This is a genomic window from Paenibacillus sp. Pae15, assembly GCF_024519685.1.
GTDB lineage: Bacteria > Bacillota > Bacilli > Paenibacillales > NBRC-103111 > Paenibacillus_G > Paenibacillus_G naphthalenovorans.
The window spans coordinates 25,092-44,974 of sequence record NZ_JALJRM010000038.1 but is presented as its reverse complement, the minus strand read 5'-3'; the positions used below and the strand labels follow the sequence as shown (position 1 = coordinate 44,974).

The 19,883-nt window shown below is 52.5% G+C and carries 20 protein-coding genes, 1 rRNA gene and 2 riboswitches; of the genes, 17 read left to right on the top strand and 4 right to left on the bottom strand.

What is annotated here, in order from left to right; genetic code table 11:
* Positions 1 to 155 precede the first annotated feature (155 nt).
* Positions 156 to 272: ribosomal RNA gene (gene rrf, locus NR121_RS22935) — 5S ribosomal RNA — on the top strand.
* A 338-nt stretch (positions 273 to 610) separates the two neighbouring features.
* Complete coding sequence (locus NR121_RS22930; RefSeq protein WP_054819438.1) at positions 611 to 808, top strand: hypothetical protein; 198 nt, start codon at positions 611 to 613, stop codon at positions 806 to 808.
* An 88-nt stretch (positions 809 to 896) separates the two neighbouring features.
* On the opposite strand, the gene NR121_RS22925 is transcribed toward NR121_RS22930, so the two are convergent.
* The 4 genes from NR121_RS22925 to NR121_RS22910 form a co-directional block, all read right to left on the bottom strand.
* Positions 897 to 1,661, bottom strand: coding sequence for an AAA family ATPase (locus tag NR121_RS22925; protein WP_256831984.1), 765 nt, complete (start codon positions 1,659 to 1,661; stop codon positions 897 to 899).
* Positions 1,662 to 1,797: 136 nt separating this feature from the next.
* Positions 1,798 to 2,268 (bottom strand): hypothetical protein, encoded by a 471-nt coding sequence (locus tag NR121_RS22920; protein ID WP_256831982.1) that lies wholly within the window; start codon positions 2,266 to 2,268, stop codon positions 1,798 to 1,800.
* Positions 2,269 to 2,362: 94 nt separating this feature from the next.
* Positions 2,363 to 3,052 (bottom strand): polysaccharide deacetylase family protein, encoded by a 690-nt coding sequence (locus NR121_RS22915; protein WP_256831981.1) that lies wholly within the window; start codon positions 3,050 to 3,052, stop codon positions 2,363 to 2,365.
* 144 nt (positions 3,053 to 3,196) lie between these two features.
* Positions 3,197 to 4,045: a stalk domain-containing protein gene (locus tag NR121_RS22910; RefSeq protein ID WP_054819439.1), complete on the bottom strand. Its 849-nt coding sequence runs from the start codon at positions 4,043 to 4,045 to the stop codon at positions 3,197 to 3,199.
* A 4-nt stretch (positions 4,046 to 4,049) separates the two neighbouring features.
* Positions 4,050 to 4,201, bottom strand: a riboswitch (cyclic di-AMP (ydaO/yuaA leader).
* 146 nt (positions 4,202 to 4,347) lie between these two features.
* On the opposite strand from NR121_RS22910, the gene NR121_RS22905 reads away from it, so the two are divergent.
* From NR121_RS22905 to NR121_RS22835, 15 genes are all read left to right on the top strand, one after another.
* Positions 4,348 to 5,064 carry a DUF6483 family protein gene (locus NR121_RS22905; RefSeq protein ID WP_256831980.1) on the top strand — a complete coding sequence of 239 codons (717 nt, stop codon included), beginning with the start codon at positions 4,348 to 4,350 and terminating at the stop codon, positions 5,062 to 5,064.
* A gap of 116 nt (positions 5,065 to 5,180) precedes the next feature.
* A riboswitch (purine riboswitch) is annotated at positions 5,181 to 5,282 on the top strand.
* A 152-nt stretch (positions 5,283 to 5,434) separates the two neighbouring features.
* Positions 5,435 to 5,920, top strand: coding sequence for a 5-(carboxyamino)imidazole ribonucleotide mutase (purE, locus tag NR121_RS22900; protein WP_054819442.1), 486 nt, complete (start codon positions 5,435 to 5,437; stop codon positions 5,918 to 5,920).
* The gene (gene purK / locus NR121_RS22895; protein WP_256831979.1) at positions 5,917 to 7,119 is read left to right on the top strand and encodes a 5-(carboxyamino)imidazole ribonucleotide synthase; all 1,203 of its coding nucleotides are present in this window, start codon (positions 5,917 to 5,919) and stop codon (positions 7,117 to 7,119) included. The genes purE and purK overlap by 4 nt, the downstream gene beginning before the upstream one ends.
* An 18-nt stretch (positions 7,120 to 7,137) precedes the next feature.
* Positions 7,138 to 8,433 (top strand): adenylosuccinate lyase, encoded by a 1,296-nt coding sequence (purB, locus tag NR121_RS22890; RefSeq protein ID WP_256831978.1) that lies wholly within the window; start codon positions 7,138 to 7,140, stop codon positions 8,431 to 8,433.
* Positions 8,434 to 8,455: 22 nt separating this feature from the next.
* On the top strand, positions 8,456 to 9,346 hold the full coding sequence (locus tag NR121_RS22885; protein ID WP_062410696.1) for a phosphoribosylaminoimidazolesuccinocarboxamide synthase: 891 nt from the start codon (positions 8,456 to 8,458) through the stop codon (positions 9,344 to 9,346).
* A 55-nt stretch (positions 9,347 to 9,401) separates the two neighbouring features.
* Positions 9,402 to 9,650 (top strand): phosphoribosylformylglycinamidine synthase subunit PurS, encoded by a 249-nt coding sequence (gene purS / locus NR121_RS22880; protein WP_054819443.1) that lies wholly within the window; start codon positions 9,402 to 9,404, stop codon positions 9,648 to 9,650.
* Positions 9,651 to 9,670: 20 nt separating this feature from the next.
* Positions 9,671 to 10,366, top strand: a complete 696-nt coding sequence (gene purQ / locus NR121_RS22875) for a phosphoribosylformylglycinamidine synthase subunit PurQ (RefSeq protein ID WP_054819444.1) — start codon at positions 9,671 to 9,673, stop codon at positions 10,364 to 10,366.
* Positions 10,344 to 12,587, top strand: a complete 2,244-nt coding sequence (purL, locus tag NR121_RS22870; protein WP_256831977.1) for a phosphoribosylformylglycinamidine synthase subunit PurL — start codon at positions 10,344 to 10,346, stop codon at positions 12,585 to 12,587. Before purQ ends, purL begins: the two co-directional genes overlap by 23 nt.
* Positions 12,572 to 14,113 carry an amidophosphoribosyltransferase gene (purF, locus tag NR121_RS22865; RefSeq protein ID WP_082660949.1) on the top strand — a complete coding sequence of 514 codons (1,542 nt, stop codon included), beginning with the start codon at positions 12,572 to 12,574 and terminating at the stop codon, positions 14,111 to 14,113. Before purL ends, purF begins: the two co-directional genes overlap by 16 nt.
* A 235-nt stretch (positions 14,114 to 14,348) precedes the next feature.
* Positions 14,349 to 15,389, top strand: a complete 1,041-nt coding sequence (purM, locus tag NR121_RS22860) for a phosphoribosylformylglycinamidine cyclo-ligase (RefSeq protein WP_062410699.1) — start codon at positions 14,349 to 14,351, stop codon at positions 15,387 to 15,389.
* The gene (gene purN, locus NR121_RS22855; protein ID WP_054819445.1) at positions 15,386 to 16,018 is read left to right on the top strand and encodes a phosphoribosylglycinamide formyltransferase; all 633 of its coding nucleotides are present in this window, start codon (positions 15,386 to 15,388) and stop codon (positions 16,016 to 16,018) included. The genes purM and purN overlap by 4 nt, the downstream gene beginning before the upstream one ends.
* Entirely contained in the window at positions 16,015 to 17,202 is a 1,188-nt protein-coding gene (locus NR121_RS22850; protein ID WP_062410700.1) for a phosphoribosylaminoimidazolecarboxamide formyltransferase, read from the top strand. Before purN ends, NR121_RS22850 begins: the two co-directional genes overlap by 4 nt.
* Before the next feature lie 30 nt (positions 17,203 to 17,232).
* On the top strand, positions 17,233 to 17,964 hold the full coding sequence (locus NR121_RS22845) for an IMP cyclohydrolase (RefSeq protein WP_054819446.1): 732 nt from the start codon (positions 17,233 to 17,235) through the stop codon (positions 17,962 to 17,964).
* Between the two features lie 13 nt (positions 17,965 to 17,977).
* Positions 17,978 to 19,237, top strand: coding sequence for a phosphoribosylamine--glycine ligase (gene purD / locus NR121_RS22840; protein ID WP_062410701.1), 1,260 nt, complete (start codon positions 17,978 to 17,980; stop codon positions 19,235 to 19,237).
* Positions 19,238 to 19,700: 463 nt separating this feature from the next.
* Positions 19,701 to 19,868: a hypothetical protein gene (locus NR121_RS22835; RefSeq protein ID WP_160327410.1), complete on the top strand. Its 168-nt coding sequence runs from the start codon at positions 19,701 to 19,703 to the stop codon at positions 19,866 to 19,868.
* Positions 19,869 to 19,883 lie beyond the last annotated feature (15 nt).

The following is a 19,883-nucleotide window of genomic DNA, read 5'->3' as shown; positions in this document are numbered from 1 at the left end:
CACGGCAACGTGTGGAGCTGACGAATACTAATCGGTCGAGGGCTTATCCAAAAAGCACATGAAGATGATCAGCGGCTTGGTTTCGATCCAGTTTTCAGGGCGCAAGCCGCCTTGAAAGTGAAAATGCGATGTTTCCTGGCAGAAACATCAATACGTTTGGTGATGATGGCGGAAGGGAACCACGCGTACCCATACCGAACACGACCGTTAAGCCTTCCAGCGTCGATGGTACTTGGACCGCAGGGTCCTGGGAGAGTAGAACGTCGCCAAGCAAATGTATTCAAAAAGCCTGCAAGTCATATTAAATGACTTGCAGGCTTTTTGTACTTCAGGATAATATTACGCTTATACATGGAAGCCTCCCTCGATGTAAATTGGATTTTAACATACATAACATTCCGATATTCCCTTTATTGGTAAAGGTTGAATGAATCAGGGCAAACAGACTGCATACTAACTGAAGATTTGCAACTTTAGAGCTGTAATGATATCCAGCAAGAAAGCTGATATATGGAGATGACGGATCTAGATTCGAATACTCCAAAAAGCTCGGAAGCTACGTCGAAGGAAAGCGTAAATTCACAAACCACACCTCAAGGAGGAATAGTTCATGAGCAAAGTGCAAAATAACAACGAAAATGAAGAACTGGCCGAATTAGGAACCCATGCCGCGGGAGCAACCGACCTGCATCATACGCGGACAACGAATGAGGCCGTACAAATCGATCCTCCTGTAGGTAATCAGCCGGGAGCCGTTGATAACCGAAGCGGGAAGTTGGATGTGAAGAAGAACGGAAAGCCAATCTGACCTCATGGATCGGTTACAGGCATTAGAGAAAGAGCAGGGATCCGGCGGAAGCACAAGGATGCCTGCTCCTGCTATTGGTCTTTTATGATTATTCCACATCTGCGAACAATTCCTTCAGCATCCGTTCCCGGTTTAGCAGGAACTGTTTCATAATGATATAATGATCGGTTTCTTCCAGAGTTATCTGTTCAATGCCCTTGTCCGTAAGATTGTACATCAGAGCGTCGGGATATCCCATTAAAATGGGAGAATGAGTAGAAATAATAAACTGGGAGTTTCGATTCACTAAAGCGTGAATACGGGCCAGCATGGACAGCTGCTTAAAAGGAGACAAGGCCGCCTCGGGCTCATCCAAAATGTAAAGGCCATTCCCTCCGAAACGGTGAAGGAAAGCCGCGAAGAACGATTCTCCATGGGATTGCTCGTGCAGTGATTTGCCGCCATATGACCGTATGATAGGGGGGGCCGAGGACTGCTCACGATCCATTTCATCAATGTTCGTTGCCAGGTTGTAATAGGTTTCGGCGCGGAAAAAGAAGCCGTCTTTCGGTTTACGGACTCCGCGTACCAAACGGATATAGCGGTGCAGCTCGGAATGCGATGAACGGGTAGAAAATGTAAAATGGAGACTGCCGCCCTCCGGATTAAATCCCCATGCGATAGCCGCCGCTTCAAGCAGTGTGGATTTTCCCATTCCGTTCTCGCCTATAATATAGGTTACTTTGGGGTGCAAAGGCAAAGAGGTGAGTTCGCGCAAGGAAGGAAGATTAAACGGGTATGCTGTAAATGAGGGAATCCGGTCCCTTAACAGCTCGATACTCCTCAAGTAAGCGTGTTGCTCTCTGAAAACCATGCGGCGCCGCTCCTTTCCCATGATCCTGAACAAGTAGATGATACAAAAAACAAAGGCAAAGGCACCCCATCCCAACCAAGAGTGAGGTGCCTTCATTTGAACACCAAGCGTGGTCCAGAAACCCTAAGCGATAAAGCTACATACGTGAAAATCCTTCATCGTGTAGATATTCGATCGCCTCATCATAGGTGTCAAAAGCGGACTCCAGATGAAGTCCCGAGTACACATACCACATTTCGTCTTCTTCCAGCAGCACAAGCGTATGGTTATCCGGACCGATCCATCTTTCTTCTTTTGCATCTCCAATAATCGCCTGTTCCTCTGTTGTTCTCGGGGAGAGAGAGCGGATGGAGGCCTCTATGATCGCATGAAGCTGTTCCTTGGAGAAATCACGAATATTGACCAAGCCTTTGTCATCCTGATCGTAACCATACAGAAGACCGGCATAAACAAAACCGTTACCGTTCGGATGCAGATGATAAACCACAATCTTTTTGTCATGGGCGCTTTTTTCATAATGATAATTGATCCGGCCCAAGGATACATTTTTACGTTCCAACTCCGGGAACGATTCCACAACGGCACGTTTTTCTTCAAAAGAAAGCATGATATCCCTCATAACATAGCTTATTGAATTCCAATTGATTATATCATAGGACATCCCGACCGCACCATGATCACATCTTTTGAAGATAAACGGTTTATTTGCGTGTTTTGGCAATCAAATCCGATACGGTGACGAACTGATAACCCCGCCGCGTCAGCTCGGGTAAAATTTGTTTAAGAGCCTCTACGGTCTGGGTGCAGTCCCCTTGAAGATCGTGGAACAGCACAATATCGCCGTTGTGGGCATTGTCCAGAACCTGGCGGACAATTTTGTCTACGCCCGGCTTTTTCCAATCCTGCGTATCCTGATACCAAGACCACATCACGACCGTAAGTTGATCCTTTTTGACAGATTGAAGCAGGGCATCATTGTAAAAACCTCCAGGGGGACGGAAAACGTGCGGCATTTGTTCTGTGATATCGAATATAACCTCCTGGGTTTGGCGGATTTCTTCTACGAGACGTTCGGGGGGAAAGTTTTTCAAGTAATGATGATCGAACGTATGATTGGCGATTTCATGTCCCTCGTTTACCTCGCGGATGGCAATGGCAGGGTACATCTGCACGCGTTTGCCAATAACGAAAAAAGTGCCTTTAGCCCCGTATTGATTCAGCAAATCCAAAATCTGCGGCGTATACACCGGATTCGGTCCATCATCAAACGTAAGTGCGATCAGCTTCTGATCCGTCTCGACGTTCCATACGACCTCGCTGTTTGAGGGAGCGGCGCCGGTAAGAAACAGGACCACCAAAGCAATCATGAACCTACATATACGGCGATGCATAACGAATCGACCTCCGTTCTGACATGACCATCTTAGGTTTTGGACGTCAGAACAAAAGTATGCGGCAAGTCCGGCAGCCAAAAAAAAGCAGCCGCCTCGATGGAGAGACGGCCGCTTCGTGCTATGGATGAGAATCAAATAAGATCATGAACCGAGAATATATACTTTTACTTGTTGAATTCCGAACATTCTTGCTTTATTTTTGCTCTCAGGCAGGAAAATGTCTATGCGGTTGCCTTTCACCGCACCTCCTGTATCGGTTGCCGTGGCGTACATTCCGCCGGCAGGAAGACCATCATACGTATAACCCTCGACATACACTTTAGAGCCGAGCGGGATCACGGACGGATCTACGGCAATGGTGCCCAGACGCAGCGGGTTGCCCATATAGTCGAGTCCCGCATAACCGCCGTTCTCATCGGCAGAAGCAGTATAGGCCGTAGCCTTGGCTACGATCACTTTGGAATAATTCGGTACCTTGCTAACCTTGTTCACCGGCCGGTACCATGCGGGAGCATGATATTGGCCGTCCGTGCTGAGAATCGCGATCCGGTTGATCTTGTCCCATTGGGTTTTGATTCCGAAAGTATCGGAAATCAGCCGAAAAGGGACATACACGCGTCCGTCTACAAACTTGGCCGGGTCCGTAATTTGAGTCGGCTTTCCGTTAACCGTCATGCTCCGGTCACCGGTCGACAGCGAAACGGTTTTGTCGCTGCTCTGTATTGTAATGGTGAATCGGGAACCGTCTTGTTCCCACTGAAGCTTGTACCCGAGCTTGTCCGTAACCGCTCTCGCGGGGACCTGAAGTTTGTGATTCTCATCCACAAAAGGCTGTGCATCCGGAAATGCCACGAGCTTTTTGTTTACCTGTACCTTGACGTCATCAGCCAGGCGTACAGGTTCCTGCGCATGTGCGGGTATAGATGCCGTTAAAACTGAAGGCACGGCAAATACACATGCCAGGAGCATGTTTTTGAAACGAAAATTCATGATGCGTCCCTCCTGTTTTTGCCTCCGAGGTTAGTTGTCGGGTTCGGGAAGAGGTTGTTCCCTAGCGCAGCCGTGCAGCCTGCAAGCATTCACCCCAAGTGCTTAGTCCCCCGTACGTACACATAATTAAGCTGTACGATTCGGCTTTTAAAAGCCTAACATAGGATAATGTTCCGGTTCAATGCACAAAATCAACCAATCATTCCCTCATAATGGAATTGCTTCTAGCGCCGGTTTTCCTCATGCTGAATAATCCTGTACAATAAAAAGAACGACACGGCCAGAATTGAAGGGAAGAGATCATGTACAGACGCGATTATCTCATGCGGTTGATTGAGCAGACGACGGAAGTGCTGCATAAAGTAATGTTCGCAAGGAAAAATCAACGTTTGCAGGAAGCCCTTGAACTGTTGAATCAGGCCATGCGTCAATTGTTAGGGCTTAATTCCAGGCTGATTCACGCTTTATCTACCAAGGATTTGCTCGCACTGCTTTCCAAGGACGGACATGTCGATCAAGGAAAAGTGCTGGCTTTAGGAGATATGCTGAACGCGCGGGGCGCTGCACAGAAAGAGAGCGGTCACGCGGCTGCTGCAATTAAGGACGGATTAAAGGCGCTGGACTTGCTGCTCACCGCCAGGGAGATGGATCCCCGGGATGAATTGGGCGGGATGTTCAAAGAGCGGATCGATGCGGCGCTGGCTCTCGCGAACCGTGCGTCTATGCCGACGGATACCATGCATAAGCTTGTTTTTTATTATGAGGATTGCGGACAATATGCCAAAAGCGAGGATGTTTTATTTCATTTATTGGACGAGCTAAACGAGGCTGAACATCTCCGTGAGGAGTGGATAACGGTGCTGGATGAAGGAATACGCATGTACGAACGCTGGCGTTCTGTCGAAGAAGAGCGGCTGGCTGCAGGCAATTTATCCAAGACAGAAGTCGAAGACGGCCTCGAGGAACTGAAGAATATAAAAATAAAACATGCCACTATCAGGAAAAATCTGAATGAATAGGGTACGAAATGCGAACTATTATTTATGTCTTTTTAGTTAATGTTCGTCTTTTGTAGTTGACATCCGGTGTTAAAGCCTGTTAAACTGAAAACGTATCAGCGAATGGATAATCATTCGGAAATAGTCGAATAATCTCTCGTATATCATCGGGAATAAGGCCCGAAAGTTTCTACCCGAAAACCTTAAATTTTTGGACTACGAGTGAGCGATAGTATAGAAGGTCTGCACTGCGGTGCAATGGCCTTAGCTTTCGCTTGTGGATATTTCTTGTCGTCCTGCCGATAGACTGTGCATTAGCGGTCCAGCGTCTATCAAAAGGACGTTTTTGTTTTTATATCAGCCAGATGATAAACGACATGGAGGTTTACGGATGTCAGTTCTTGTAGGAGTCATTATGGGCAGTCAATCGGACTGGGAGACGATGAAGCATGCATGCGGCGTGCTGGAGGAACTGGGTGTGCCCTATGAAAAAAAAGTCGTTTCGGCACACAGAACGCCTGACCTGATGTTCGAATATGCAGCGTCGGCACAAGAGCGGGGGCTGAAGGTGATTATTGCGGGCGCGGGCGGAGCCGCGCATCTGCCGGGTATGGTAGCCTCCAAGACAGTACTGCCTGTGATCGGCGTTCCGGTCAAAACGTCCACATTGAACGGTCTGGATTCTCTGCTGTCCATCGTACAGATGCCTGGCGGCGTTCCCGTCGCTACGGTGGCCATCGGACATGCCGGGGCGACGAATGCCGGTCTTCTCGCAGCGCAGATGCTTGGGGCATTCGATCCGGAGCTGCAGCGGAAAATAACGCAACGGCGCGAGCGCATCGCAAAGACGGTAGTGGAAAAGAGCGTGCTGGAATGACGCAAGAGAATATGGCAAGCAAGGCGTACAATCCTGATCGGGTGCATGCACCAGGGGCAACCATAGGCATCCTTGGAGGCGGGCAGCTTGGCCGGATGCTGGCTTTGGCCGGACGCGCGATGGGCTACCACTTTGTTACGTTGGATCCGATGCCGGATGCGCCCTGCGGACAGGTGGCCGATCGCCAGATCGTTGCAGAATATTACGATGCGGCGGCGGCAAGGCAGTTAGCGGAACAGTCGGATGTCATTACGTATGAATTCGAGAACGTGGATGCGGGAGTGACTTCCCTGTTGATGGCCGAATCGTATGTGCCGCAGGGCAGCCGATTGCTTTACACCACGCAGCATCGGCTGCGCGAGAAACGGGCGATTGAAGCTGCCGGAGTCAAGGTAGCACCTTATACGGAGATCAAAAATGAAGAGGAGCTGCGTGAAGCGGTACGGCGGTTTGGAACCCCCTGCGTGCTCAAAACGGCAACGGGCGGCTATGACGGCAAGGGCCAATGGATCATCCGTTCGCTGGAAGAAGTGCAGGAGGCTTATGACGCTTTGAGCAAGGCCAAAACGGAGCTGGTACTTGAGCAGTTTATCCGGTTTGAGAAAGAAATATCCGTGATTGCGGCCAGAAGCCCGCGGGGGGAAGTCAAGGTATTTCCGCCGGCCGAGAACGTGCATGTGAACAATATTTTGCATCTGTCCATTGTTCCGGCTCGTGCGCCGGAAGCCGTGTTGAAGAAGGCGGAAGCGATGGCGCGGCAAATTGCCGAAGAGCTCGATGTGATCGGTCTGATTGCAGTAGAGATGTTTCTGACGGCCGATGGAGAGCTGTACGTCAACGAGCTTGCGCCGCGTCCGCATAACTCCGGTCATTATACGATGGAAGCGTGCCGGACATCGCAATTCGAGCAGCATATCCGGGCGATATGCAACCTTCCGCTGGGCGATACGGCGCTGCTCTCTTCTGTAGTGATGGTTAACGTATTGGGCGAGCACGTACAGCCGTTGCTGGATTGGATCGTGAATCCGGAATCGGAGCGGGTTGTGCCCGGCGTGACGGCGAAGCTCCACTTGTACGGTAAGCATGAAGCCAAAACAGGAAGGAAAATGGGACACGTCAATCTGCTGTCCGAAACGGTGGAAGCGGCATTTCATTGGATAGAGGCTTCACATATTTGGGAATCTATAGAAAAGAATTAAACGAAGGATGGGGAACCAATGATCAATCGCTATACAAGACCCGAAATGGGTGCTATTTGGACGGAAGAAAACAAATTCAAGGCTTGGCTGGAAGTGGAGCTGCTTTCTTGTGAAGCCTGGTCCGAGTTGGGCGTCATTCCGAAGGAAGATGTTGTCGAGCTGCGCAAAAAGGCAAGCTTTAATATTGAGCGCATCTACGAAATTGAACAGGAAACCCGCCACGACGTCATTGCGTTCACCCGTGCGGTATCCGAAACGTTGGGACCTGAACGCAAATGGGTGCATTACGGTCTGACCTCGACGGACGTGGTGGATACGGCTCTCGGTTATTTGCTCAAGCAAGCCAACGAAATTCTGGAACGGGACATCATAAACTTCATCGATATTGTTCGTGACAAAGCCATCGCTTATAAACATACGCCGATGATGGGACGGACGCATGGCGTACATGCCGAGCCTACGACCTTCGGCTTGAAAATGGCGCTCTGGTATGAGGAAATGAAACGCAATCTGGAGCGGTTCCGCTATGCTGCCGACGGCGTACAGTACGGTAAAATCTCCGGCGCCGTAGGCACATACGCCAACATCGACCCGTTCGTAGAGGAATACGTGTGCGGCAAGCTCGGCACGAAGCCCGCACCGATCTCGACGCAGACGCTGCAGCGCGACCGCCACGCTGAGTATATGGCTACGCTCGCTTTGATCGCGACTTCGCTGGACAAATTTGCGACGGAAATCCGCGCGCTGCAAAAGAGCGAGTTCCGCGAGGTGGAGGAGCCGTTCGCCAAGGGACAGAAGGGCTCGTCGGCTATGCCGCACAAACGCAATCCGATCGGCTGCGAAAGCATCTCCGGTTTGGCGCGTGTGATCCGCGGTCATATGGTGTCCGCATACGAGAACGTTACGCTGTGGCATGAGAGAGATATTTCCCATTCGTCCGTGGAACGTATTATTTTACCGGATGCGACGATTTTGCTTAACTATATGCTGAACCGTTTGGGCAACATCGTGAAAAACTTGACGGTGTTCCCGGAAAATATGAAGCGCAACATGCAAAGCACATACGGCGTACCTTTCTCCGGTCGCGTAATGACAAAGCTGATCGACGAGGGCTTCAGCCGCGAGCAGGCATACGATACGGTTCAGCCGCGAGCGATGCAGGCGTGGGAAGAGCAGCGCTCGTTCCGCGAAATTATTGAGAATACGCCGGCGGTACGGGAAGTTTTGAGCTTGGAAGAGATCGAGGATGCATTTGATCCGAGCTGGCATTTAAAGCATGTGGATACGATTTTCAAGCGTTTGGGCTTGAGCTGATAAAGGGGAGGCCAGGAGGACGATGAGCGCTGCGACAACGGCCATTTCAAGCGCGGAAGCCTATGTGAAGGCTCCGCTGCTGTATAAGGGCAAGGTGCGGGAACTGTACGATCTCGGCGAACACTATCTGATTGCGGTCACCGACCGGATCTCGGCATTCGACTGGGTGCTCAGCCCGGCCGTGCCGGACAAGGGCAACGTACTGAACAGCTTGAGCAAGTTCTGGTTTGAGCGGACGGCTTCGATACAGCCGAATCATATGGTTCATGGGGATGTGGATAAGCTCGGCGATCTGATTACGGACCGCGAGGTGATGAAGGACCGCTTTATGGTTACGCGCAAAGCAGAGCGGATCGATATCGAATGCGTGGTCCGTGGGTATATTACGGGCGGCGGCTGGCGCCAGTATCAGCAGACAGGCGAGGTGAACGGACATAAGCTTCCGGCAGGAATGCGGAAAAACGAGCGGTTTCCCCAACCGATTTTCACCCCTGCTGCAAAGAACGATGTCGGACATGACGAAGACATTTCCATCGAGCGGATGAAAGAACTGGTTGGAGCGGAGCTCACGGAACAGCTGCAGGAAAAGAGCATCCGGCTGTACGAGTTTGCTCATGCGATTTGTGCCGAGCGCGGCATCATTTTGGCGGATACGAAATTTGAGTTTGGACTTATTGACGGCGAAATTATATTAATTGATGAAATTTTTACTCCGGACTCCTCCCGATTCTGGGCGCAGGAAAAGTACGAGCTCGATATTGAGATCGACGGCATGGATAAGGAGCCGGTACGCACGTATTTGGCAGGCACAGGCTGGGACAAGAACAGCGAGCCGGATCCTTTGCCGCTGCATGTAGTGGAAGAAACATCCAAGCGTTACCGCGATATTTATAACCGTTTGGTGCAAGGGTAATTGCCGCTCTGCGGTAGATCGAACGAACAAACATTTTGCAGGAGGTACTTATCCGATGTTTAAAGCGACCGTGTATGTAACAATCAAGCAAAGCGTACTAGATGTTCAGGGAACCGCCGTTCAAGGCGCGCTCCATTCAATGGGTTTTGACGAGGTGGAGAAAGTAAGAATCGGCAAGTATCTGGAAGTGGAATTGAACACCGATGACCGCGCGGCTGCGGAAGAGCGTTTGAAGGCCATGTGTGAAAAATTGTTGGCCAACACGGTGATCGAGGACTACCGTTTCGAGCTGGTACAGGCCTAATAAAAGGAGGAGCACGAACAATGAATTTTGCGGTACTGGTATTTCCGGGCTCCAACTGCGATATCGACTGCTATAAAGCGGTGGAGGATACGATCGGACAGCCTGTGGATTATGTATGGCATACAGAGACGGATTTGTCGAAATATGACTGCATCATCCTTCCCGGGGGCTTTTCCTATGGCGATTATTTGCGTACAGGCGCTATCGCACGGTTTGCTCCTGTGATGAACGCTTTGGTTCAAGCCGCGGCGCTAGGCAAATATATACTCGGCATTTGCAACGGATTCCAAATCTTGCTCGAATCGGGGCTGCTTCCAGGCGCGATGCTGCGCAACCGGTCCTTGAAGTTCCGCTGCCACGCGGCACTTCTGCAAGTGGAAAACACGGATACCCCCTTCACCAAAGAATACAATAAGGGCGAACTGATCAACATTCCGATCGCTCACGGCGAAGGCAATTACTACTGCGACGAGGCGACGCTGGCTGAGCTGAAGGCCAATAACCAGGTCGTTTTCCGATATGAAGCAGGCAGCAATCCGAACGGTTCGGTGGACGATATTGCAGGGATTTGCAACCGTGAGGGCAACGTGCTTGGCATGATGCCTCACCCGGAGCGTGCGGTGCATGAGATCTTGGGCTCGGCGGACGGACGGAGGATGTTTACATCGATATTGAGCACTTGGAGGGAGAAGCATGGCGCAGCAGCTATCGGCTAAGGAACCAACAGCGGAACAAATTGCAGAGCAGCAGATTTACAGGCAGTTCGGCGTTACAGACTCGGAGTATGAACAGATTTGCGGGTTCCTCGGACGGAAACCGAATTACGTAGAGATCGGCGTATTCAGCGTCATGTGGTCGGAGCACTGCTCCTACAAAAACTCCAAGGTGGTATTGAAAAAATTCCCGACCAGTGGACCAAAAGTCCTGATGGGACCTGGTGAAGGGGCCGGTATCGTGGATATCGGAGACAACCAGGCGGTGGTGTTTAAGATCGAAAGCCACAACCACCCGTCGGCCGTTGAGCCGTATCAAGGCGCGGCTACCGGCGTGGGCGGCATTATCCGCGATATTTTCTCGATGGGCGCGCGTCCGGTTGCTTTATTGAACAGCCTGCGTTTCGGCAAGCTGACCAACGATCGCGTGAAATATTTATTTGAGAACGTCGTATCGGGCATTGCGGGGTACGGTAACTGTATCGGAATTCCGACGGTGGGCGGCGAAGTGATGTTCGACGAGAGCTATGAGGGCAATCCGCTCGTCAACGCGATGTGTGTCGGTATCATTGAGCATGACAAAATTCAAAAAGGCGTGGCCAAAGGCGTCGGCAACCCGGTATTCTACGTGGGTCCGTCAACAGGACGCGACGGCATTCACGGGGCGACGTTCGCTTCCGAGGATTTGTCTGAAAAGTCGGAATCCAAGCGCTCGGCCGTTCAAGTCGGCGATCCGTTCATGGAGAAGCTGGTGCTCGAAGCCTGCCTTGAGCTGATCAACTCGGGAATCGTTGTCGGCATTCAAGATATGGGCGCCGCCGGGCTTACCTGTTCCAGCTCCGAGATGGCCAGCAAAGCGGGCAACGGCATGGAGCTTTACCTCGATGAGGTGCCGCAGCGCGAAGAAGGCATGACGCCTTACGAGATGATGCTGTCAGAATCCCAGGAACGGATGCTGTTCGTGGTGAAGCCCGAGCATGAAGCGCAGGCGAAAGCGATTTTTGAACGTTGGGGCTTACCTTGTCATAAGGTCGGTAAGGTGACGGATGACGGCAACCTGAAGCTTTACCATAAGGGCGAGCTGGTCGGCAATATGCCGGTTAAAGCGCTTGTGGACGATGTTCCGATGTACCATAAGCCTTCGGCTGTGCCTGCTTATTATGAGGAAAACGGCCGTATCGACACCCTTCGCTACCCTGAGGTTACCGATCTGAACGATGCGCTCATGAAGGTATTGGCATCGCCTACGGTAGCCAGCAAGGAATGGATATACAACCAATATGATTATATGGTGCGGACTTCGACCGCGGTTCAACCGGGCTCGGATGCGGCGGTGATCACGATTCGCGGCTCCCGTAAGGCGCTGTCAATGTCGACGGACTGCAACGGACGTTTTGTCTACCTGGATCCTGAGGTTGGCGGACGCATCGCCGTAGCTGAAGCGGCTCGGAACAACGTGTGCTCGGGAGCGGAGCCACTGGCCATTACGGATAACCTGAACTTCGGCAGTCCGGAGAAGCCGGAAATTTTCTGGCAGCTGGAGAAAGCGGTCGACGGGATGGCGGAAGCATGCCGCAAGCTGAATACGCCGGTAATCGGAGGAAATGTCAGCTTGTACAACGAGAACGCCAAAGGTGCGATTTACCCGACTCCGGTTGTCGGTATGGTCGGTCTGGTTCATGATATCGACCATATTACGACACAGAGCTTTAAACGCGAAGGCGATATCGTTCTCTTGCTTGGCGAGACGAAAGCGGAACTTGGCGGCAGCGAGTTCCAATACGTTTTGCACGGCGTAACGGAAGGCCGTCCGCCGCAGATCGACCTCGATGTGGAGCAAACGCTGCTGAATGCCGTGCTGCGTGCGATTCAAAGCGGACTTGTAGCCTCCGCTCACGACTTGTCGGAAGGCGGTCTGGCCGTGGCATTGGCAGAGAGCTGTATTAGCGGGAAGATCGGTGCAAAGGTGAACTTTGTCAGCGAACTGCGCAATGACGTAGCGCTGTTTAGCGAAAGCCAGTCGCGCATTCTGCTCAGCGCCGCGCCGGACAAGGCGGAAGAACTGCAGAAGCTGCTGTCGGAAGCGGGCGTACCTGTGCAGGTATTGGGTACGGTTGGCGGACAGGAATTGAACGTTCAAGTCAATGGAAAATCGGTTATTGATGCATCTGTAACACAACTAGAAAAGGTTTGGAAGGATGCGATTCCATGTCTGATGAACTGAGAGTCGGCGGACAAGGACTAGGCAATATCAAGGGCAAAGGGGCGAGTTCCGTCAAGGTGCCGAAGCTGTGGACCGGAGATTATTATAATGAAGGGGTCGGCAGCAGCCATGACGGACTGTTCGATAAGCTGAGAGAAGAGTGCGGTGTCTTCGGAGTGTTCGGCCACTCCGAAGCGGCCTCGCTTTCCTACTACGGCTTGCATGCTCTCCAGCATCGCGGCCAGGAGAGTGCGGGAATCTGCGTAACCGGAGGAGATTCGTTCAACTATCATCGCGGCATGGGTCTCGTGAAGGAAGTGTTCAATAACGAAAACCTTGGAACGTTGGTTGGCTCCAACGCGATCGCCCACGTGCGTTACTCTACGTCGGGCGAAAGCAAGCTGGCCAATGCGCAGCCGCTCGTATTCAAGTATCGGGAAGGGGACCTGGCGATTGCAACGAACGGCAACCTGACCAATGCCCCGGCCATCAAGCGCCAGTTGGAGAAGGAAGGCTCCATCTTCCAAACAACGAGCGATACGGAAGTCGTTGCGCACTTGATTGCGCGTTCCAAGCACGACGATATTGTCAGCGCCGTGAAAGAAACGCTCCTGAAGGTAGAGGGCGCCTATGCGTTCCTTTTCATGACCAAGGATAAGCTCATTGCCGCAAGGGACCCATATGGGCTGCGTCCCTTTGTCATGGGCCGTCTTGGAACCGCTAAGCTGTTCGCATCCGAGTCGTGCGCATTCGATACGGTCGGCGGCCAGTACTATCGGGACATTGAACCCGGCGAACTGTTGGTCATGGACCTCAAGACCGGCACATTGACGGAAGACCGTTTCTCACCGATTAAACAGCGCGCCATTTGCGCGATGGAATACATTTATTTTGCCCGGCCGGACAGCGACATCGATTCGACGAACATTCACTCCGCGCGCAAACGCATGGGGCGCCAGCTGGCGATCGAATCGTTCGTCGATGCGGATGTCGTCACCGGTGTGCCGGACTCCAGCATCTCTGCCGCTATCGGTTACGCCGAGCAGACAGGCATCCCCTATGAGCTGGGGCTGATCAAAAACCGCTATACCGGCCGGACGTTCATCCAGCCGAGCCAAGAGCTGCGCGAGCAGGGCGTGAAAATGAAGCTGTCTGCGGTACGCAGCATTGTGGAAGGCAAACGCGTCGTCATGATCGACGACTCGATCGTGCGCGGGACGACGTCCTTGCGCATCGTGAATCTGCTCCGCGAAGCGGGTGCTTCGGAGGTGCACGTGCGGATCAGTTCGCCGCCGTTTCAAAACCCGTGCTTCTACGGCATCGATACGCCCAGCCGCAAGGAGCTTATTGCCGCGGTGAAGTCGGTGGAAGAGATTCGCCAGGCGATCAACGCGGATTCTCTTCACTTCCTGAGCAAGGAAGGCTTGCTCACGGCCATTGGCCGTCCCGGCGGCGAATACAACCGCGGGCATTGCACCGCTTGCTTCGACAACCATTATCCGACGCCGGTCCCAGACGAAGCCGCGCTCAGCTGTGGCTGCGATTGAGGCGGATCGTGCTTGAAAAGTGACGGGGCAGGGACCGTGCAGCGGCCCTCAGTCTCGAAGCTGTAAGGGTGAAAAACAGCGCAGCAATCCGCGCGGCTAGCCTCGATTGGCGTTCAGATGGCTAGTAAAAACCACAAGGCGGCCAACTACTGCATTGCGCGGGCGGTGTAACGATGATTTAGGCGTCGCACAGCGGCGAAATTAGGGTCATATCGATTTGGGGAGGAAATACCAAGTGTCCGATGCATATAAAAAGGCCGGTGTTGACATCGCAGCCGGTAACGAAGCGGTGGAACGTATGAAGAAGCACGTCAAGACGACGTTCCGACCGGAAGTATTGACGGAGCTCGGCGGTTTCGGCGGACTGTTCGGCTTGAACAAAGATAAATATGAAGAGCCGGTGCTTGTCTCTGGAACCGACGGAGTCGGCACGAAGCTCAAAATCGCGTTCGCGATGGATAAACACGATACGATCGGCATCGATGCCGTGGCGATGTGTGTGAACGACATCGTGGTACAGGGAGCGGAGCCGCTCTTTTTCCTCGATTATCTCGCTTGCGACAAGGTCATTCCCGAGAAAATCGAAGCGATCGTCAAGGGCATCAGCGATGGCTGCGTGCAATCGGGATGTGCTTTGATCGGCGGCGAAACGGCGGAGATGCCGGGCATGTACAGCGAAGGCGAATACGATATCGCCGGCTTTACCGTCGGTGTCGTAGACAAAAAGAAGATCATCGACGGCAAGACGATTCGTCCGGGAGATGTTGTGCTTGGCCTGGCTTCAAGCGGCGTGCACAGCAACGGCTTCTCGCTTGTCCGCAAGCTTCTGCTGGAGGAGAAGGGTTACAGCCTGCACGATCACGTAGAGGCATTGGGCGGGAGTCTCGGCGATACGCTCCTGGCGCCGACGAAGATTTATGTCAAACCGGTGCTTGCCGTTCTGGAGCAGGTAGAGATCAAGGGCATGGCGCACATTACCGGTGGAGGCTTCCTGGAGAATATTCCGCGCGTGCTGCCTGAAGGCGTGAACGTGGAGATTGATTATGGTTCATGGCCGATTCTTCCGATTTTTGAACTGATGCAGCAAGAAGGCGAAATCAGCAATAACGATATGTTCCGTACGTTCAACATGGGGATCGGGATGGTCGTTATCGTAGCCGAAGACCAAGCGGCGAAAGCGGCGGAGCTATTCGAGCGTCACGGTGAAAAGGCCTATACGCTTGGACGTGTAACGGCAGGGGAGCGCATTGTCACATTTAACGGGGCAGCCGTATGAGAAGGGCTCCTCTCGGCATTGCCGTGTTCGCATCGGGGAACGGAAGCAATTTTCAAGCGATTGCGGATGCGGTGAAGGAAGGACGGCTCGATGCACGCATCGAGCTTTTGGTTTGTGACCGCCCTAAGGCCAAGGTAGTGGAGAGGGCGGAAGCGGCCGGTATCCCTGTATTTGCGTTTAACCCGAAAGAGTATGCCTCCCGAGAAGCGTATGAGCGTGAAATTTTACAACAGCTGCAGCTAAGGAACGTCGATCTTGTCGTTCTTGCGGGATATATGCGAATTATTACCAAGGTATTGGTGGATGCGTATTGGGGACGTATGATCAATATCCATCCCTCGCTGCTGCCGTCTTTTCCGGGGCTTGACGCGGTGGGACAAGCGCTCCGTCACGGCGTGAAGGTCACCGGAGTGACGGTGCATCTGGTCGATGGAGGGCTCGATAGCGGGCCTATCCTGGCTCAACGCGCGATCGACGTTCAGCCCGGCGATACGGAGGCGTCGATCACCGAACGCATACACCAAATAGAGCACCGGCTGTATCCGGAAGTGATACAAGGCATTTGCGACGGCAGCATCCACCTGGAACAAGCTGCTGATCATAAACCAAAGGATGGGATAACACCATGAGCCAAACGACAAGCTCTAAGAACGTGTTGAATCTGCGGTACGGAATGAATCCGCATCAAAAACAAGCGAAGCTCATTAGTGAAGGAGCACTGCCGGTTAAGGTTCTGAACGGCGATCCCGGCTTCATCAATTTGCTGGATGCCCTCAACGGGTTTCAGCTGGCCCGCGAATTGCGCCGTGCTACCGGACTCCCTGCGGCCGCATCCTTCAAGCATGTAAGCCCGGCAGGGGCTGCCGTTGCCGCTCCGCTGTCACCCGAACTGAAGAAGGCTTACTTCGTTGAAGGTCTGGAGCTTTCTCCTCTGGCGACGGCCTATGCGCGTGCCCGCGGCGCCGACCGTATGTCCTCATTCGGCGACGCCGCCGCACTTAGCGATATCGTGGATGCTTCGACGGCTCAGTTGTTGAAGCGGGAGGTATCCGATCTTGTTGTGGCGCCCGGCTACACGGACGAGGCGCTGGAAATACTCAAGGCTAAAAAGAACGGAGGCTATCTGATTCTTCAGATTGATCCTGACTATGTGCCGAATCCGATCGAAACCCGCACCCTGTTCGGTCTTACACTGCAGCAGGAACGCAACGACGCGGTCATTGATGAATCGGCTCTGGAAAAAATCGTTACGAAGAACAAAGAGCTGCCGGAACATGCGAAGCGGGATCTTTTAGTTGCCCTTGTCACCCTCAAATATACGCAATCCAATTCTATTTGCTATACGCTGGACGGCCAAACCATCGGCATCGGAGCCGGGCAGCAGTCGCGGATTCACTGTACGAGGCTGGCGGGAGACAAAGCTGACCGTTGGTTTCTTCGCCAGCATCCAACGGCCCTGAACATGAAATTCCGTCAAGGCTTATCCCGTGCAGAGCAGAACAATGCGATCGACCTTTGGCTTGAAGAGGAGTTGACCTCGGTGGAGCAAGCCGCTTGGGAAGCTTGCTTCGAAGAGGTGCCGGCGCGCTTGTCGCGTGAAGAGAAGCGGGAGTGGCTGAACAAGCTGCAGGGCGTTTCTTACGGTTCGGATGCTTTCCTTCCGTTCCGCGATAATCTGGATCGCGCCAGCCGCAGCGGCGTGAAATACGTCGTACAGGCGGGAAGCTCGATGCGGGACGAGGAAGTCGTGCAGGCGGCCAACGATTACGGAATGGTCATGATGTATTCCGGCGTTCGTCTGTTCCACCACTAAGCAAGCCATTAAACCGGGGAGGAAAACAACGTGTCGACGAATAGAGCCGCAAAAGCGGATCAATATCTAAATGGTTTGAAAGAGAATGCTTATCCCGGCCGCGGGATCGTGATCGGTTTAACGCCGGACGGCACGCGTCTGGTACAGGTTTACTGGATTATGGGACGCAGCGAAAACAGCCGTAACCGCGTGTTTGTTCAAGAAGAGAACGGGTTTGTCCGCACGGAAGCGAAAGATCCGGCGAAGCTGACGGATCCTTCACTGATCATCTATTACCCGGTCAAGCATGTGAACGGGGCGCATATTGTGACCAACGGCGACCAGACCAATACGATTCATGAAGCGCTGCAGGCGGGCGGATCTTTCGAGATTGCGCTGGCTACCCGGACGTACGAACCGGATGCGCCGAATTTCACTCCCCGCATCAGCGGTCTCGTAGATCTGAAGGACGGTCAGTTTGCCTACAAGCTGTCAATTTTGAAGTCCGGCGACAATACGGAAGAACAGACGCTTCGGCATACCTATACTTATGAGAAGGCACTTCCCGGCTTCGGTCACTGCATCCATACGTATGCGGGCGACGGAAACCCGCTGCCTTCCTTCCAAGGCGAGCCGGCGCTCGTTCCGCTTCAAAATGATGCGAAGCAAATCGCGGACACCTACTGGCACGTTTTGAACGACGAAAATAAAATTTCACTGCTGGTCAAAACGATTCGCCTCGGAAGCGGAGAGACCGAGCTGCTGATCGTAAACAAAGATTAAGGGGGAGCCAAACGTGCGGATATTGGTAGTGGGCGGCGGCGGCCGCGAGCATGCGATTTGTTGGGCGCTCAAAAAAAGTCCGAAAGTGCAGGAGTTGTTCTGTGCGCCGGGCAACGGAGGCATCGCCGGTGTGGCTGAATGTGTGCCTATCCAGGTGAATCAATTTGAAGAGATCGCCCAATTTGCGATCGACCGTTCGATCGACCTCGTCGTGATCGGACCGGATGACCCGTTGTACGAGGGCATTGTCGACCATCTGGAGGCCAAGCAAATTCCGGTTTTCGGTCCCCGAAAGAATGCGGCGATCATTGAAGGAAGCAAAGTGTTTACCAAGCAGCTGCTGAAAAAATACAACATTCCGACGGCGGCTTATGAATCCTTTGACAACTATGAGGATGCCGCGGCCTATCTTCGTAAGCAAAAGGCGCCGATAGTCATTAAGGCAGACGGTCTGGCCGCGGGCAAAGGCGTTGTGGTGGCTCAGACGCTGGAAGAAGCGGAGAAGGCGCTGCACGACATCATGGTTGCCAAAGTATTCGGCGAGTCCGGCAACCAGGTGGTGATCGAGGAATTTCTGACCGGACAAGAAATGTCCATCCTGTCGTTCGTAGACGGGGAAACGGTACGTCCGATGGTTCCGGCACAGGACCATAAGCCGGTTTTCGATAATGATAAAGGACCGAATACGGGCGGTATGGGCACGTATACACCGCTGCCGCACATTCCGCAGTCGATTATCGATGAGGCGATTGAAACGATCATCAAGCCTACGGCCAAGGCCATGGTAGCCGAAGGCCGACCGTTCTGCGGCGTGTTGTTCGCGGGACTGATGCTTACGCCGAATGGACCGAAGACGATTGAATTCAACGCACGCTTCGGCGACCCGGAGACACAGGTCGTGCTGCCTCGGCTGAAGACCGATCTGCTGGACATTTTCCTTGCTGCGATCAACGGATGTCTCGACCGGATGAACATCGAGTGGAGCGACGAAGCTGCGGTATGCGTCATTCTCGCTTCCGAGGGCTATCCGGGATCGTACTCGAAAGGGCTGCCGATCGAAGGGTTGGACGAGGTTCAAGATGCGCTCGTGTTTCATGCCGGGACCGCTGTGAAGGATGGAAGCATCGTCACCAGCGGCGGCAGGGTGCTTGGCGTAACCGCACTGGGCCGCGATATCGCGGAAGCTCGTGCCAAAGCCTATGCGGAAGCCGACCGCATCCGTTTCCAGGGAAAACACTATCGGACGGATATTGCAAAGAAAGCTTTAGTATAAAACAAATAACGCCGGATTTGAGGGCATAGCCTTCAAATCCGGCTTTTTTTAGTATGGTCTAAGGCATATCGAAAACAGCATGGCAAAAATATTACTAGAAAACTAGCATAAGGGGGAACCGCTGCGAGTATATATTTTAATAGATCCATTTCAGTGAAGATAAGGAAGTTGATACCGTATGCATGGATTCCGTAATAAAGAGGTACTTCATGATGTCATAAAGCTGATTTTATTTCAAGTGTATCTTTTTCTCTTTCATATGACAATGACGTATGATGCAGTTTCCAGAATGATGGTATATGCAGGCTGTTTACTTTTTTTAGGCCTGTTTTTCTTTTCTATTTCCTCTTTGAACAGGCAAAAAGAAAAGGCTCGAGGCATTTTCAATCAGTTATTTATTTCTCTGATCTGTTTCCATTTGCTAATCAGCTTCATCAGCGGTTCAAAGCAAAGAGAAAGCATTATGTTATTTGCATTGACGGCGATTTTTGTGCTGACCATGAACGGATATATGTCGGTGGAGGACAGGACGGATAGGCTCATGGTCAAGCTGTTCTACTGCCTGCTGATCGGATGTATTGCCGCGGCCGCCGTACATAAATTAGTTACCGGTGTGACTTCATTCGGATAAAGGGCTTATGGCCGG

Coding starts and splice junctions, on each gene's coding strand:
- NR121_RS22905 (WP_256831980.1), top strand. CDS start 4,348: ATGTACAGACGCGATTATCTCATGCGGTTGATTGAGCAGACGACGGAA.
- purL (WP_256831977.1), top strand. CDS start 10,344: ATGGCGCAGCAGCTATCGGCTAAGGAACCAACAGCGGAACAAATTGCA.
- NR121_RS22915 (WP_256831981.1), bottom strand. CDS start 3,052: ATGCATCGCCGTATATGTAGGTTCATGATTGCTTTGGTGGTCCTGTTT.
- NR121_RS22885 (WP_062410696.1), top strand. CDS start 8,456: ATGAGCGCTGCGACAACGGCCATTTCAAGCGCGGAAGCCTATGTGAAG.
- purK (WP_256831979.1), top strand. CDS start 5,917: ATGACGCAAGAGAATATGGCAAGCAAGGCGTACAATCCTGATCGGGTG.
- NR121_RS22920 (WP_256831982.1), bottom strand. CDS start 2,268: ATGCTTTCTTTTGAAGAAAAACGTGCCGTTGTGGAATCGTTCCCGGAG.
- purE (WP_054819442.1), top strand. CDS start 5,435: ATGTCAGTTCTTGTAGGAGTCATTATGGGCAGTCAATCGGACTGGGAG.
- purS (WP_054819443.1), top strand. CDS start 9,402: ATGTTTAAAGCGACCGTGTATGTAACAATCAAGCAAAGCGTACTAGAT.
- NR121_RS22925 (WP_256831984.1), bottom strand. CDS start 1,661: ATGGTTTTCAGAGAGCAACACGCTTACTTGAGGAGTATCGAGCTGTTA.
- purB (WP_256831978.1), top strand. CDS start 7,138: ATGATCAATCGCTATACAAGACCCGAAATGGGTGCTATTTGGACGGAA.
- NR121_RS22910 (WP_054819439.1), bottom strand. CDS start 4,045: ATGAATTTTCGTTTCAAAAACATGCTCCTGGCATGTGTATTTGCCGTG.
- NR121_RS22835 (WP_160327410.1), top strand. CDS start 19,701: ATGTTATTTGCATTGACGGCGATTTTTGTGCTGACCATGAACGGATAT.
- purQ (WP_054819444.1), top strand. CDS start 9,671: ATGAATTTTGCGGTACTGGTATTTCCGGGCTCCAACTGCGATATCGAC.
- NR121_RS22850 (WP_062410700.1), top strand. CDS start 16,015: ATGAGCCAAACGACAAGCTCTAAGAACGTGTTGAATCTGCGGTACGGA.
- purF (WP_082660949.1), top strand. CDS start 12,572: ATGTCTGATGAACTGAGAGTCGGCGGACAAGGACTAGGCAATATCAAG.
- purN (WP_054819445.1), top strand. CDS start 15,386: ATGAGAAGGGCTCCTCTCGGCATTGCCGTGTTCGCATCGGGGAACGGA.
- NR121_RS22930 (WP_054819438.1), top strand. CDS start 611: ATGAGCAAAGTGCAAAATAACAACGAAAATGAAGAACTGGCCGAATTA.